15 protein-coding genes are annotated in these 15846 nt (G+C 38.0%); 3 read left to right on the top strand and 12 right to left on the bottom strand.

Going from position 1 to position 15846, the window contains the following annotated elements; genetic code table 11:
- Positions 1-152: 152 nt before the first annotated feature.
- The 4 genes from QSJ81_RS03815 to QSJ81_RS03800 form a co-directional block, all read right to left on the bottom strand.
- Entirely contained in the window at positions 153-392 is a 240-nt protein-coding gene (locus tag QSJ81_RS03815; protein ID WP_285716091.1) for a zinc ribbon domain-containing protein, read from the bottom strand.
- 20 nt (positions 393-412) lie between these two features.
- A complete protein-coding gene (locus QSJ81_RS03810) occupies positions 413-1009 on the bottom strand; it encodes a TetR/AcrR family transcriptional regulator (RefSeq protein ID WP_285716090.1) in 597 nt (198 codons plus the stop codon).
- Positions 1010-1161: 152 nt separating this feature from the next.
- Positions 1162-1866 carry a 4Fe-4S double cluster binding domain-containing protein gene (locus QSJ81_RS03805; protein ID WP_285716089.1) on the bottom strand — a complete coding sequence of 235 codons (705 nt, stop codon included), beginning with the start codon at positions 1864-1866 and terminating at the stop codon, positions 1162-1164.
- 90 nt (positions 1867-1956) lie between these two features.
- On the bottom strand, positions 1957-2826 hold the full coding sequence (locus QSJ81_RS03800) for a LysR family transcriptional regulator (RefSeq protein WP_285716088.1): 870 nt from the start codon (positions 2824-2826) through the stop codon (positions 1957-1959).
- A 261-nt stretch (positions 2827-3087) separates the two neighbouring features.
- Here QSJ81_RS03800 and QSJ81_RS03795 point away from each other — a divergent pair, with 261 nt between their 5' ends.
- Both QSJ81_RS03795 and QSJ81_RS03790 read left to right on the top strand, forming a co-directional pair.
- Positions 3088-4755: an ATP-binding protein gene (locus QSJ81_RS03795; RefSeq protein WP_285716087.1), complete on the top strand. Its 1668-nt coding sequence runs from the start codon at positions 3088-3090 to the stop codon at positions 4753-4755.
- Between the two features lie 231 nt (positions 4756-4986).
- A complete protein-coding gene (locus tag QSJ81_RS03790; RefSeq protein WP_285716086.1) occupies positions 4987-6147 on the top strand; it encodes a GNAT family N-acyltransferase in 1161 nt (386 codons plus the stop codon).
- 194 nt (positions 6148-6341) lie between these two features.
- Here the strand turns inward: QSJ81_RS03790 and QSJ81_RS03785 are convergent, their stop codons facing one another.
- The 5 genes from QSJ81_RS03785 to udp all read right to left on the bottom strand — a co-directional run bounded on the left by QSJ81_RS03785 (position 6342) and on the right by udp (position 12147).
- Positions 6342-7286 (bottom strand): ABC transporter permease, encoded by a 945-nt coding sequence (locus QSJ81_RS03785; RefSeq protein WP_285716085.1) that lies wholly within the window; start codon positions 7284-7286, stop codon positions 6342-6344.
- A 2-nt stretch (positions 7287-7288) separates the two neighbouring features.
- Positions 7289-8359, bottom strand: coding sequence for an ABC transporter permease (locus QSJ81_RS03780; protein ID WP_285716084.1), 1071 nt, complete (start codon positions 8357-8359; stop codon positions 7289-7291).
- On the bottom strand, positions 8346-9881 hold the full coding sequence (locus tag QSJ81_RS03775) for an ABC transporter ATP-binding protein (protein ID WP_285716083.1): 1536 nt from the start codon (positions 9879-9881) through the stop codon (positions 8346-8348). Before QSJ81_RS03775 ends, QSJ81_RS03780 begins: the two co-directional genes overlap by 14 nt.
- 117 nt (positions 9882-9998) lie before the next feature.
- Entirely contained in the window at positions 9999-11099 is a 1101-nt protein-coding gene (locus QSJ81_RS03770; protein ID WP_285716082.1) for a BMP family lipoprotein, read from the bottom strand.
- 277 nt (positions 11100-11376) lie between these two features.
- Positions 11377-12147 (bottom strand): uridine phosphorylase, encoded by a 771-nt coding sequence (gene udp, locus QSJ81_RS03765; protein ID WP_285716081.1) that lies wholly within the window; start codon positions 12145-12147, stop codon positions 11377-11379.
- Between the two features lie 213 nt (positions 12148-12360).
- On the opposite strand from udp, the gene QSJ81_RS03760 reads away from it, so the two are divergent.
- Positions 12361-13068, top strand: coding sequence for a Crp/Fnr family transcriptional regulator (locus QSJ81_RS03760; RefSeq protein ID WP_285716080.1), 708 nt, complete (start codon positions 12361-12363; stop codon positions 13066-13068).
- Between the two features lie 170 nt (positions 13069-13238).
- Here the strand turns inward: QSJ81_RS03760 and QSJ81_RS03755 are convergent, their stop codons facing one another.
- From QSJ81_RS03755 to QSJ81_RS03745, 3 genes are all read right to left on the bottom strand, one after another.
- Positions 13239-14066: a DUF2935 domain-containing protein gene (locus QSJ81_RS03755; RefSeq protein WP_285716079.1), complete on the bottom strand. Its 828-nt coding sequence runs from the start codon at positions 14064-14066 to the stop codon at positions 13239-13241.
- 128 nt (positions 14067-14194) lie between these two features.
- Positions 14195-14839 carry a lactate utilization protein gene (locus QSJ81_RS03750; protein WP_285716078.1) on the bottom strand — a complete coding sequence of 215 codons (645 nt, stop codon included), beginning with the start codon at positions 14837-14839 and terminating at the stop codon, positions 14195-14197.
- 243 nt (positions 14840-15082) lie between these two features.
- Positions 15083-15805 carry a CTP synthase C-terminal region-related (seleno)protein gene (locus QSJ81_RS03745; protein WP_285716077.1) on the bottom strand — a complete coding sequence of 241 codons (723 nt, stop codon included), beginning with the start codon at positions 15803-15805 and terminating at the stop codon, positions 15083-15085.
- Positions 15806-15846 lie beyond the last annotated feature (41 nt).

The raw sequence follows: 15846 nt of genomic DNA, 5'->3' as shown, positions 1-15846 counted from the left end.
ATCTCCAAGGTATTAAGATGCTTAAGAACCAAAGAAGAATAATAAGAAAATAAACTGAATCATTACTCATAGTAAAAATAAGAAGGGTGTATGTCCCAAAATGTTTTGAGACATACACCCTTATGTGCATACAATACAACCAACTGCAAAGTTTATTTTACTTTCCAAGCAGGCAGCTTATCCATCATTGACTTTGCTGCAATATTTGCTGCTTTTATTTCTAATCCCTGGGTTTTGACGATAAAGTTAGTTAAAGAATCTAATTTTTCCTCATAAGATTGCATTGTTCCGTCTGGACGAGAGCAGTACCGGCAATATTCTTTTTCTGAATCTCCCATAGCAAAATCTTCTGGATTTTTCATAGGCATCCCACATGCAATACATCGTTTCATTTTATTTAGCCTCCTTATATTTATTTAGATGATATTTTCATTAAGCTAATATAATGCTGAAATAATTCCTGCCCGTGTTGCTTTAAGACAGAGCCACTGGAGCAGAATAAGTCACCATTTGTTATGTAATAATGAATTAATCCTATCCAAGTATTATAAATTAGGTGTAAGGGAATTTGACGAATAATACCTTCTTCCATCTCTTTCTCAGCAGCTATACCGATATGAAATGAAATAGTGGATTGGATCATAATATACGTATTGCGAACACTCTCAGGGAGTAGACGTCTTTCGATAACTAGTCTTGTATAAAACGGTTCAAATTCAATTAAACCTGTTATGTGAGCCTCTAAAACTTCAATTAAACTACGATTCGTGTCGATCAATTCATGAAGTCTTTTTGCAATTCTAATTCCAAATTCCTCAACTACGGCTATTAATAAGTCTTCCTGTTTTGGAAAGTGTACGAATATAGTTCCGTGTGAGACATTAGCAACTCTAGCAATATCTGCAGTACGAGTCGCTGTTATTCCATTTTCACCAAACTGTTGAATTGCTATTTCTATTAAATGTCTTCTAGTTAATTCCTTTTGTTTCTGTCTTTTATTTTCTACCATTGCATCAACTCCATTTCAATAAGTTAAAACTCATTGAGTACAAACTCATTATATTAAAGATGGTGTTTTCTGTCAATCATTAATATATACCTGTGTAAAAAAGAAAGTTCAACAGATTCTATGTCCGTTGAACTTTCTTTTTTATTTAACTATCATACCAAAATTTCTTTAGCCTTTTTATTTCCATGGGGACAAACAGCAACGCAAATTCCGCAGACATGTCCATGGAATTGAGAATAATTTTTTATTTTCCATAAGTCGCACTTTTTAACATCAATTAATTTTTCCCTTGATAACTCTTCGGTCCAAACAGTCCCTACAATTGCCCCTGCAGGGCATGCATCAACACATTTCTTACATTTACCACAATAGTTTTTCGCAGGTAAACGATCTGTCTGAAATGGTATGTCAGTGAGCACGGTTGAAATTCTAACTCGGGGACCATATTGCCTTGTTATTAAAAGTGAACTCTTCCCTATCCATCCTAATCCGCCTCTGACAGCAGCTGCTTTATGAGGAAAGTCACCTTTAATATTAACAAAATCAGTTCTTTTTGAAGAGGCTATGGCATAAGCGAGATATCCCTTTTTCACTATTTGATTTTTTAGTTGCTCAGTTATCAAGTCAAGTCTATCATTTACGCTAAGATATTCGTCATAATAAGCTTGGTTAGGTCCAGATACGATATTATCAACAATAGTTGGTGATATCGGTAGCCCAATTGTTATTGCATATGGACTATTTTTATATTTACAGGCTGCAATATCACCTACATAGGCAAATCCATATAATATGTTATCAAATTTTTCTAATAGGTTGATTATATCTTTTTGTATTTCCAAATCCGTTGTTTGCAAATTATCCCCTCCCAGCTTCCTTACCCCTATTATACTGGAGAGTGACTTTTCTATGAAATTAAAAAGGACTATGAGTCATATAAAAATCTCCTATATGATACCTTTATTTTCTTGCAGCATTTCAAGTATGCTTTTTGCCGTAGCTGGCAAATACTTATCCTTACGAGTAATAGCAAACAACGGAATTTCTAAATTGCTTAATTCATTAAATATATAAAGTTTGTCATTTTCTTTAGCAAGATTCTCTACAACGCTTCTAGGAAGCAATGCAATACCTAACCCCCCAGTCATAGCATTTTTTACCCCATCAAAGTCACTATATTCAAAAGTAGAATTTAGCCCACGTTTCTGCAATAATGTATCACACAACATTCGGAAAGTACATCCCTGCCGGAAATTAATGATTGGATAATCATCGATTCGTGGGCAAATCTTGTCCTTAATAATATTTTTATGTCCAACCCAAACAAGCTCTTCCGTATTAATAATATCTGTATTCAGATATTTTCCAGAAAGAAAGTCATGTACAATGCCAATATCATATTTATTACTGTTAATTCCATCAAGCACACAGCTTGAATTCAAGCAAATTTCTATGTTAATTTTCCCTGCAGATCCCTTTGCTTGCAATTGTAATAATGCGGAGGAAAGAAAATGATTAATATAGCTACTTGATATACCAATTCTTGTGTACTGTTTTTCCGAAAAACAATTAATTCCAGTAACGGCTTCATCGTATATTTTGAGAATTTTTTCAAAAGGGTCAATTAAATATTTGCCAGCATCAGTTATGTAAAGCTTTTTGCCGATACGTTCAAATAACTGCACGCCAAACTGTTCTTCTAAAGTACGAATTTGAGCGGAAACCGTCGGTTGTGTAAAATTAAGTAGTTCTGCTGCTTGTGTAATGTTTTCCAGTTTTGCCACTACACAAAATGTTTTCAATAAGCGAATATCCACCCTACACCTCGAGTAATAATTTTTGGATTATATTTGTCTTACTTCTTCCACATCTTCGACACGAATAGGCTCCATTCCCCCCTATTAATAATTAGCGAAACCAAAACCTTATCTTATAAAGTCATTGAGCCGCCAGCTAATTATTCTTACAATTTTAGTTTGTAACATAATTTCATACGTATCCCCAAAAGGATTTTTAGATTTTTAGCAGAATAATCAACTTAGTGTAATAATTTGTAAATTAACTTTTAAGGAGCAATTATGGACTATGTTCATTTATCAATAATATACTCAACGATTGGAACGGTTTCCATAGTTTTCATATATATATATTTGTATGCACTTTATCGCCAGCGCTACATGGGCATATGGGCCCTTGGCTGGCTCATCCTACTCTCACGATATATCATATTCGATTTAGGGTTACTTCCTTGGAAACAATCTACCTTCGGCATGATAACATACCAAATGTTAATTATAATCAGTGTTCTACTATTTCTATGGGCTACTCACATTTTTATAAACAAGCCCCTTAATAAATGGTGGTTATATGGAACTACTATCATCACTATCATAAGTGTAACGATGAACTTCCTAGGTTCACCGCAAGTTTATAAGTTGTTATTCCCCATTTATTTCGGCTGCTTTGTATGCATATGGATCGGTATAACATTTATACGAAACTTACAAATTTTAGGGGTTGGCCGTTTAATTACTGGCTATGCTTACATCTTATGGAGTCTTCTCAATCTAGCTGCACCTATTATACTTAATGGCTCCTGGTTTCTTCCCTGGGCTCACTCCCTTGGCGGAGTAATGCGACTGTTCATAGCTGTTGGCACTCTAATGGTATACTTTGAAAATACTAGAACAGATTTGGCAAATAAGGAAACCCAATATCATTTGCTAGCAGAGAATGCGGCTGACATAATCTATTCCTATCAAATTTTTCCTAAAGCAAAAATCGAGTATATCAGTCCATCCGTTTTATTACTCACTGGTTACTCCCCTGATGAATATTACTCTAACAATAATTTAGTTTTCGATTTGATACATCCTGATGATCATTGCTTACTTGAGGACTTTATTCACAATCTTCCCATTTCTATTGAATCGCCACTGACTTTACGTCTTGTTCGAAAAGATAAAACTACCTTATGGATCGAACAAAAGTGTGCTCCTACTTATGATACAAATGGTGGTTTCACTGCGTTACAAGGTATTATTCGTGATGTGACAACACGAAAAAACTTAGAGAAAACGACCTCAATGTTAGACCGAATGAATATGGTAGGTAGCATGGCAGCAACTGTTGCTCATGAAATTAGAAATCCTCTTACCACTGTACGTGGCTACTTACAGGTTATGGGAAGCAGGGAAAAATACCAAACTGATAAAGAAAAATTCAAATTAATGATTGAGGAAATAGATAGAGCCAATTCGATCATCCGCGAATACCTTTCCTTATCTAGGAAAAAACTAGCTAATCTAGAAATTTGCTCGTTAAATACTATTATTAAAGCACTATTCCCATTAATCCAGGCAGATGCGAATTCTTCACAAGTATATGTGTCTCTTGATCTTACTAATATCCCCGAATTACTGCTGGATGAAAATGAAATTCGACAATTACTGTTAAATCTAGTACGTAATAGTATTGAAGCAATGCCAGATGGAGGAAACCTAGCTATTCACACCTTCCAAGAAGATAGCAAAATTGTATTATCTATTAGTGATCAAGGCTCGGGAATACCCCCTCATATACTCGATAACTTAGGTACCCCCTTTATGACTACAAAAGATACAGGTACAGGTTTAGGTCTTCCCATATGTTATCAAATAGCCCACAGGCACAATGCTAAAATTAAAATTAATACCAACCATGAAGGAACTACATTTTTTGTTAATTTTAGTCTTCCAATATTATAAATTTCAAATCAACTTAGCCCTTTTCAGCGAGTAAAGCACTACTCCTGAAAAAGGGCTTTTTCATTTGCTCAAATTATATATATTTTTACCTTTTTCGGCACATTTTTACATTTTTGTAGGAATTATGTCCATTTTATCCGTATTCTCTCAGTAAGAGGTGATTATTTATGACGAAATAATACTTTACTGCGAAAATCTATCTAAAAAAACATTTTACGAGGAGAGATAATTATGACAAATACCTATCAAAAATCAATATCCCATGCAACAGAAGAAATTACCGAAGGATCAATAAACATTGGTATAGCCAGTACTTCACTAGAAAAACGGGAAATATATCAATTTCGTTACCAGATTTATATAGAAGAAATGTCTAAACGTATTGAGAAGGTAGACAATGTAAACAAGCTATTATATGACGAATTTGATGAATGGGGCACTCTACTATTTGTTAAAATAGGCTCAGAGCTAATTGCTACAGCGCGGATCAATATTGGCACTATTGACGACTTTCCACGGGAAGAGATCGATTTTTTATCTCTACACGCATTTCAAGATTGTTATACGGAAGGTGGAAATCAAAAATTTGCCTTAACTACTAAAATAATGATAGCTCCCGCTCACCGAAGTTCGCAAGCATTTTACCTACTTATGGCAAAATGTTATGAGCTTTGTTGCAGCAACCAGGTACAATTCATGTTTGGGATCTGCAATTTGCATTTGATACGTCTTTATGAGAAAATGGGCACTCATCGCTATTGCAAAAATATATTTTCCCCAGACTATGGATTACTGACTCCTATAGTCTTACTTATTAATGATATTCAATATCTACGTATGGTACGATCTCCCCTTTTTCGCATAGCGCGAAAAAGAGGAGCAGTTAATACGGAAGCAGTAGAATGGTTCCATAATAAATTCATCCAGCATTCCCCTATAATGAATAGCCAAAGCGTTACGGAAGAAAAGTTATGGACTGTTTTAAGTGAGCGTTTGGCTTGTCCGCCAACGGAATCCATAGCTATATTGAGTAATTTATCAATAGCAGAGGCAAAAAAATTCCTCCATTGCTGCGCCAGTTATGTACTATGTGATCCAGGCAATCTAATTACTACCCAAGGTGATGTCAGCTACACCTACAATATATTACTTTCTGGCAAGCTAAAATCACTAACCTTCCTTCATCCAGTTAAGGAATATTCTTTGCCTGGGCAAAACTTTGGTGCAAACGGATTAACCGAGCACAATAAGAACACGGAAGACATTGTTGCCACTGACTCAGTAGAAATATTGGCACTCTCAGGTACTTCATTTCAAAAGTTCTCCCATTCTAATCCTGAAATTGCCCACAGGGTCGTACAAAACATTATCAAACTACGTTATAGCAAATAAATCAATATTTTAATGCAATGTAAGCCTTTTAACTGCCGATACATTATCATAAGCTAAAGAATTAAACAAACAACTCCTTAGGAACTAAACCTAAGGAGTTGCTCTTATTTTATATACGATAACTATTAAAGGTTATATAGTATATTAATGTTATATATATTGCCAAAAGAAAGACTTCTTGATTCTGTAGGCACTTAACGTTTGCCATGTTCAAAGGGCTCACCGGAAGCCCGTGGAGGCTGAGAAGATTTAGAAAAGAGTACCAGGACTAACAGTGTAATCACATATGGGAAAATTTTCAAAGCAACTCCTGGGATCTGAGCAAGCACCGGGCTCACTTGGGCAACATTAGCTATTGTGCTGGCAAAACCAAAAAAGAGTGTAGCACCAAGAATCCCTAAAGGTTTCCATTGTCCAAAAATTAGTGCCGCCAAAGCTAAGAATCCAAGGCCAAAGACTGTTCCATTAAACTCACCAGAGTAAGTCGTCAGAATGATTGCACCACCAAGCCCAGATAAAGCACCAGAAATGGCAACTGCTATATAACGCATCCGATATACGTTAATACCAGCTGCATCAGCAGCGTGAGGATGCTCGCCGCAAGCACGCAAACGCAAACCAAATACTGTCTTATAGAGTACATAATAGGAAATCACCAGGATGCCAAGCACCAGCCATGTCGTGGCATAGGTATTGGTAAATAAGCTCTTCCCAATAATGGGCAGTTCACTAAGTCCTGGTACATTGAAACGAGTAAAGCTTGCAACCTGTATATTGCCGCTGCCGGTCAGATTACGAGCTATAAATACAGTCAATGATCCTGCGATCATATTAATCGCCGTGCCACTAATAACTTGATTGGCATTCAAACTAACGCTGGCAAACGCATGGAGCAGGGAAAAAATTGCACCAGCCGCTGCGGCAACCAGAAGCCCTAACCAAAGGGCATCACTATGCATGGTGGCTTGCAGTGAAAAAATAGTCAGTGCACCTGCGAAGGAACCAACAACCATCAAACCCTCCAAACCGATATTTACAACACCACTACGCTCGGAATATAAACCTCCTAAGGCAGTAATCAGCAGAGGAATCATATAGGCTACAGCATAAGGTGATATCTGTTCAAAAATGATCCACATACCTAATTGCCTCCTTTGTTTCTATCTTTACTTTTTATCTTATCAAGAAGCTTGCAAATCAGTACATTGGTTGCGGCAAAATAAATGATCGTTGCAATTATTGTATCGGCAATTTCAGGCGGAATACTGGTCATTGCATTCATAAATCCCTTACCTGAATACAATACTCCAAAAAACAAGGCGGCTGCTAAGACTCCCCAGGGTGAATTAGCACCGAGCAAGGAAACTGCAATGCCATCAATTCCTTGAGAAGGCAGCACGCCAATCTGAATATTCGTTGCGTAACCTGAGTAGAGGGTCATACCGCCTAATCCTGCCAATGCTCCAGCAATCATCATAGAAAGTACAATGCTACGGCTAGCATTGATGCCTGCGTATTCTGCCGCATAGCGATTAAAGCCGACTGCCTTGAGCTCAAAACCAAGTGTTGTACGCTGCAAGATGAATGCACTTACTAGTACAGCCACCACCGCTAAGAATAAGCCAATATTAATATATGAGCCATTGAATAATTGAGATAACCCTTCACTACGTAAAGATGCCTCAATTGGAATATTCCGTGACTCAGTTTCAAAGGCCCCCTTAAAATACGAAGGTACAAAATAATAGACAATCCAGTAGGCTATCCAATTAAACATAATCGTCGAAACCACTTCATGGACATTAAACCTTGCTTTAAACCAGCCTGGCAGTGCTGCCCATAATGCACCAGACACCATAGCAGTTATAGCCATAACAGTTAACAGCATAGGCTTTGGAAGCTCCAGTGTTAGACCAATAGCCGTAGCACAAAAACCACCAAATAACATCTGTCCCGCTGCACCAATATTAAAAAGACCTGTTTTAAACGCAAAAGCAACTGACAAACCAGTGAAAATTAGCGGTGTTGCGGTAGCCAGCGTATTGCCAATTCGCTCTAAGCTCATTAGACCGCCCCGAAACAAAAATTCATAGCCAAGCAAAGGATCATGACCAGCCGCTAACATAAATAAAGCACCAGCTAATAAACCTAAAAGAATTGTTAAAAGCAGGATCAGTGCATCTTTATTAATTTTTATATTAAATTTTGTCATCCTCCTGCTCCTCCCTTCGGATTCCAGCCATCATCAATCCTATCTTACACTCATTTGTCTCAGCAGCACTGACGAAACCAATTTGCTCACCGTTACTGACAACCACGATGCGATCTGAAAGATTCAATATTTCATCTAGTTCGAGTGATACCAAAAGGACTGCATAGCCTGCATCCCGCTGGGCAACCAGACGTTTATGAATATATTCAATTGACCCTACATCCAGTCCCCGGGTAGGCTGTACTGCAATCAGCACCTTCGGATTCAAACTTATTTCACGGCCGATGATCGCCTTCTGCTGATTCCCACCCGATAAGGATCGAGCACTAGTTATCGCTCCCTGCGCTGAACGTACATCAAAATGCCCCATAATCTCCTCTGCATACTGACGAATTGCTCTACGGTTGAGGAGGCTATTTTTTGAGAAGGGTTCTCGTCCATAAATTTCTAACACCATGTTATCTTCCAGGCTATAATCTAAAACTAGACCATGCTTGTGCCGATCCTCGGGCACATGAGCAAGGCCCGCATCAATACGCTGTTTGATTGTCATTTTGGTTATATCATTACCATTTAGCAAAATCGATCCGGAGGCAGCTTTTCTAAGACCTGTAATTGCTTCTACCAACTCCGTTTGTCCATTGCCATCGACCCCTGCGACACCCACAATTTCGCCAGCGTGCACCCCAAGGGTAAAATTTTTCAAAGCTGCTGCTTTCGCATTATTCATGACCGTAAGATTCTCTATCTGTAACAAGACATCTCCAGGCTCTCGCTTTTCTTTTGCCACAGTAAAGGATATTTGGCGGCCTACCATCATTTCAGCCATTTCTTTTTCACTAGTAGAAGCTACGTCAACGGTTCCAACATATCGGCCACGCCTTATTACTGTGCAGCGATCAGCTACTGCCTTAATTTCTTTCAGCTTATGTGTTATGAGAATAATTGATTTTCCTTCCACTACTAGATTTCTCATAATTTTCATCAGATCAAGTATTTCCTGAGGTGTAAGTACTGCCGTTGGCTCATCAAAAATGAGTACCTCAGCATTGCGATATAACATCTTTAAAATTTCAACGCGTTGTTGCATACCTACCGAAACATCCTCAATCTTAGCATCCGGGTCCACATTTAAGCCATAACGAATCGACAGATCTTTTATGCGCTTAGCAGCTGAAACGGTATTCAGTACGCCAAATCTGTTAGGTTCTTGCCCCAAAATAATATTTTCGGTAATTGTAAAATTATGAACTAACTTAAAATGCTGATGGACCATCCCAATACCAAGTTCATAAGCCACATTAGGATTATTGATATGTACTTCCTGGCCGCGTACAAAAATATTACCGCGGTCAGGCTGATATAGGCCAAACAAGATACTCATCAGTGTAGATTTTCCTGCACCATTTTCTCCCAATAGAGCATGTATTTCACCTTGTTTAACAGCTAACGTAACTTCATCATTGGCTATAATTCCTTCGAATTCTTTGCGTATGCCTCGCATTTCTACGACATACTCCATCTCTTTGCCTCCCCTACTAAGATTCTTACAAAAACAGGTCCGGACAGAAGAACCGCCCATAGACAAGCTGAGCTCTCTCCACTTCCGGACCTTTTTTAAGGGCCTCTCACATTCTAATTAACGGAATAGGCCATCGCCTTTTGCTGCTACCGTAATCTTACCCGCTTTCAGATTTCCAAATACTTCCTTAACCTTACTCACAACATCCTCTCTCAAATTCGGATTGTTGCCAGGAATACCTACTCCATCATTTTTTGCATTAAAAGTAAGGGTTTGACCACCAGGGAATGTACCATCTTTTAAGCCTTTGATCATATCATAGGCAGCTTGATTAATACATTTCACAGCAGAGGTCAAAATAACGGATTTAGTTTTTCCCTCATCGTAGAAGCCCTGTGAATACTGATCTACGTCAACCCCAACCACCCAGACTGGATGATTTGCTTTGGTACGGGCCACGGCTTCATTAATGACACCTACACCGACTCCGCCAGCTGCAGCGAAGATAACATTGACGCCTTTGTCATACATCTGTGCAGCCAACTGCTGTCCAGCTGCTACATCATTGAAAGTCCCTTGATAGATAACATTTTCGGCTTTAAGACCAATTTTCGTCCCTAGGTTGGCATTCGCATAAGTAACACCTTGCTGGAATCCCCAGTTAAAACGCTGTACCGCTGGAATTTCCATGCCGCCAATAAAACCAAACTCACCGTTTTTAATTTGTAATGCTGCCGCAACTCCCGCCATAAAACCGGCCTCATGTTCAGCAAAGTTGATGGAAACAGTATTGTTGCCTACCTTTGTTTTAGAATAGTCGCTGCCTGGGTGAGGAACGCCATCGAGCAATACGAATTTCGTATCTGCATATTTGTCTTGGGCGGTAAAAATTGAATTTTCAAATTTAAATCCAGGTGTTATGATAAGTTTGTAGCCTGCGTCATGTAAATTAGCAATTTCTTTATCATAGTCCGCTTCTGTTGTACCGTTGGGCCGAAGATACTTAGGCTTAAAAGAAAAATCAGTACCAGCTTTCATAATTCCTTCCCATGTCCCTTGATTAAAGGATTTGTCATCAATTGTGCCAGCATCAGTAACCATGCCAACCATTAGGTTACCAGAAGCAGGAGCTTTCGTCTCTTGCTTGCTAGAACACCCTAGAAAAAAGACGGACATAACGATCAAAAGTAATAATAGAGGTAAGCATTTTTTATTCATTTCTTTCTCCTCCTAATTATTCCAAATTTCAGAATTTACTTAAATTTTATTATGAAGCATGCTGTAAAAAAAGGACACATGTCTACTTTATGAAAAGATTTATCCGATGACTAAACCTCTCTAAGACTCCCATCTTCATCTCGTTAACAGCCTGTAATATCCTATAACAGTCTGTAAAACTCGAAGTAAGTTCGCTCTAAGGATTTTCGAATCCAAGGCTCACTTATATAAGTGGGAGTTAAGAGCGGCTAAATCCCTGGATAAGTGCGCCCTTGATTTAGCGCCCTTCCTTCATTCTCTGATCCTGGATAATCAACAAACTTACAGCTTCTACTGCAACGGCGATCGCTGCTGTTGTATCATGAACAGCTTGATTAGATAATCCTGCTTTCTCACGCTCCTGATTCCAAACTACCGATAATACGCAGCCCGCCCGCGCTCGCAGCACACTTGCTACTGTATACAGCGCCGCAGACTCCATTTCAGAAGCTAGACAGCCAGTTTTAATCCAAGCCTCCCACTTGTAAAGTAATTCATCACCTATCGGCATTCGACTAGGGCTATGTTGTCCATAAAATGAGTCTTTGCACTGGACTACGCCAGTATGAAAGCGATTGCCTAGCTGTTTTGCTGCATTAACTAACGCACAAGCAGTATCAAAATCAGCAACTGCCGGGTATTCAATTGGTGCATATTCTTTTGAAGTCCCCTCCATACGAATCGCGGCAGTTGCAATTATTATATCCCCACTCATAATATCTTGCTGCATACCGCCACATGTACCAATTCGGATAAAAGTCCTCACGCCTGCCATATATAATTCTTCTATGGCTATGGCAGTTGAAGGACCGCCGATACCAGTAGAGGTCACCAGCACTCGCTCCCCCTGCAATGTTCCAGCATAGGTTTTATATTCTCGGTTGGATTTTACAAATACGGGATTCTCCAGTAACTGGGCAATTTTTTCTACACGGCCCGGATCACCGGGAAGTATGGCATATAGGGCCCCTTGTTCTGGAGTTAAACCAATATGATATAGCTCACTCATATTACAAAGCCTCCTCAATTATTTCATGACGTTCCTATCCAACTTATTGGCCTATGCAAAAATTCTCTTTTGCGTACACCCATCTCCTTATTTTATTTCCAATTAACTATAGTTTACTAAAATTTTATTATTAAATTAATGGTAAAGATAGGACACCTGTCTATTTTGTTGAAAAGAAATAAGTATCTTGCTTATCCTAAAGGAGGTCTAAAAATGCTTGGAATATACGATGTTACTTCATTCAATGAATTAACCCTCTCCGCCCCAGTCAGACAGATGCTACAACATATGCCTGAGGCAATACGCAATGCCTCGTCTCGGGTGACACTACGAAAAGATTCTATCCTTGTGAAAGCGAATGATCCTAGTGACTATGTCTATCTAGTACTGAGCGGACGTATGGAAGCTCTAGCTGAATATTCTTCTGGCATCAACTATTCCTTTACAGAGTTTACGGCTTTCGATATTATCGGTGAGATGGAGGCCATCACGGGTGATTCTCACTACGCCGTTACGATAAAAGCCCAAACTACTTGCAAGACCATTTGTATGTCTAAGGAAACATTTCTAGACTGGATGCGTCAAAGTCCCGATGCCTCATTTACGCTGTGTCAATTAGTGACAAAAAAACTTTTCTCTCAAATTAAAACTGACCGCAACTTTTTATTTTTGGATGCGATTGACCGCTTTGTTTTGCATTTGATTGCTTGTTACCAAAAGCGCAGCGTTGATTCCACACTTTTTTTGAAATCAACCCGTCAGCAAATTGCTGATGAAATCGGCTTTTGCACAAAAACCGTCAATCGCTGCGTAAAGCGCTTATCACAAAAAGGCTACCTCACTTTGGAACGCAACAAAATTGTAGTAAGCAAAGAACAATATGAGAAACTTACTGCTCTGAATATAAGACAAAGTAACTAAGAGAATTAATATAAATTTGTCTGAAAGATCCATATTTCTACTATAGCTTTTTATAAATAATAAACTCCTGCGAAGTCACTTTGCAGGAGTTTGTCAATATATTAATTTTTATCATGGTTGCAGTTGTTCCGTATTGGATTTGTCCCGTCGAGCTACCTTCGCATAAGAGTTTAATAATCACAAGTAACAATTGGCTGCTCACACAGATTTTGAAGATCTTCTCTGATTAGGTCAAGAATTTCTAAAAAGTATTCCGCTTCCCGTAGAACATGATCTGCTAGTAACGGCGGAATCAAGGAGACTACTTTACAACATGAAATTAAATCACGCGCTGCCTTTTTAAAATCACGAATTTGTATCGTCGCATTCGTTGCATCCATTTCAAACCGGACAAGATCATTATTAGGGCGGAAGTGCCATAACATACTATCAAGGTCACGGGCTTGTAGCTGTAACTGCTCAAACTTGACCGCAAAATCATTCGCTTGTTCAACAAAACCTCGCTCAGATGGATCAAGTAGCCCAACAATAAATCTAGCATGATCCGCCATATGTCTGAGCCAAAAAACATTATCACTAACGATTGAGTCAACAGGGCATTTCATATCCCCGTCCTTAATCTTTTCAAGAAGTTTCAGAAAATACATAGCCTCACGGGAAATATGATCGATTAAGAGGGGATAATTATAACCGCCTATTTCACATTCGATAATTAGATGTAAGACATGACGTTTAAAAGCGAAAATATTTTTAACTGCAACCATAATTCGACAGACGAAATCCATGAATTCCTCGTCACACTTTATCATGCATGACTTTTTTTCCAGGTCTTCAAAAACATTATAAAATTCTTCTGCTTGGCGAATAAGTTCAGTATCGGAACATGCAAATCCAAGCTTCATGAATAATGCATGCTCTTTCATAATTCTGAGCCAAAACTGGACGCGTCTTAAATTTAGACACTCATAGGGTTTTACTTCTCGACAAAATATGTCCATGCTATATGCTCCTTTTATTACATATTCATTGTACAATATGCAATAAAGGGCTATATTGAACCAAAATTATGAGTTACTTTATTTAAATTCTGATACAGATTTTTATTGTACCTAAGCCACTGACAAAACTAATATCCTACATTTTCTCCAATAACTACTACAGTTATATCTGTCACCATTGGTTTTTTTCTTAATACGGAATATACCCTGCATATTCTGCTTTTAGATTGACAATTCATACAGGTACCTGTTTTCGTGCATGGATTTTGGATGCCCAATCTTTTATTATTCATCGGTGCGGCGATGCCTTCTAATCTTTCAAATGCAGCTTTTTCATCTTTACATATTTTATTAATACCAGCTACTACAATTACCTTTTTAGGACCAAAGCTCATTGCTGCTACTCTATTTCCCATGCCATCTATATTGACAAGCATACCATCTAAAGTAATTGCATTGCTGCTACATAAATATAAGTCACTTAGCATTTCTTCTCTTGCAATTGCTATTCTTTCCTCTAAGGTAAGCCCCGGTGCTCCATGATCCAAAACCTTACCACCCGCAGCCTCTACCTTATCTTGAATCCCCATATTATTTATTGTCATGGACCCACCAAAACCCACTTTGGTTTCAGGTTTTACGTGATCCATAATAAAAGTAGCTGCCTCCTCAGCAGTTGGGAAGTATACTGCGTTGAAATCATTTTTTTTGAAAGCCCCTACTACCTTTTCGCCAAGTGCTTCCTTATGCCAATTGTGTATTTCCATATTCATATTTACGCCTCCTTAGATTTATAAATCTGCAATTATTATACACTTACCAAGAAAGACATGGAAGTACGTACAATTTATATACATAATACCTAAAATGTGTCTTAGTATACTTTATAATACCCATCTGAAATTTTGCGGCTTGGCTTTTCTTCTTTGATTATAACCGCAATAAAAAAACAATAAAAACTACTTACGTTTCAACATTGTAAGTAGTTTTTTATCTTATTTTTACTTGCAATTGCACTATAGACTTTTAAAGATATGAAATTCTTTTGCACAATTCAAATATTCTACTATAAGTTTATGGGGATTGGTAGGCAATGAGCTTAGTTGTGGTTGAAAAAGTGTAGCAATAAAAAATTTTTTTTGAAGTAACTCAAGTATTCTTGCTTCACCCTGCTCATCTGTGCCAACCACTTTAAAACCGCTTTCATCTATTAATTTTTGATAACTAGGGTTAAGTCCGAAATTGCAATTATAGCGTTCTTCAATTTCTGTTTTAATATAGATATTGTAAACCATCGAATTCTTATTTATAAAAATTTTACGTGTTTCTCCAACTAGAGAGCATGATAAAGCAGTAATGAAAAAATTTGAAGCACTGGGATCATATTCTGCATGTTGTGCATCATTTAATCCTAATTCATTTTGAGCATATTCAATAACAGCGTGTTGAAATCCTCCGCATGTTCCAATAAAGGGATAATCCTTTACTCTTGCAAATCGAATTGCTTTTAAAGCTCCCTTCATACTCTTATAAGGACTTCCTGGTGCACACCAAAGCCCATCAAACTCACTAAGGCTTTTATCTGCATCTTCTTCTAATGATTCGGTAGGTAGCCATTGCAGTTCTAAATTTATTCCTAAAAAATCTGCACAATGATTTAATGCTTCATTTGTTGCCTGGTGTGATGGACGTTTCAAATCAAGATCGCCAATTATTCCTATTTTAATTGAGCTACTCATTTTTAATCCCCCTTTCTTTTTAAGCTTATCCCACCAGAAGT

It is taken from the genome of Pelosinus sp. IPA-1, from assembly GCF_030269905.1.
Classification (GTDB): Bacteria; Bacillota; Negativicutes; order DSM-13327; family DSM-13327; genus Pelosinus.
This window is presented reverse-complemented; position numbering and strand designations above follow the sequence as displayed.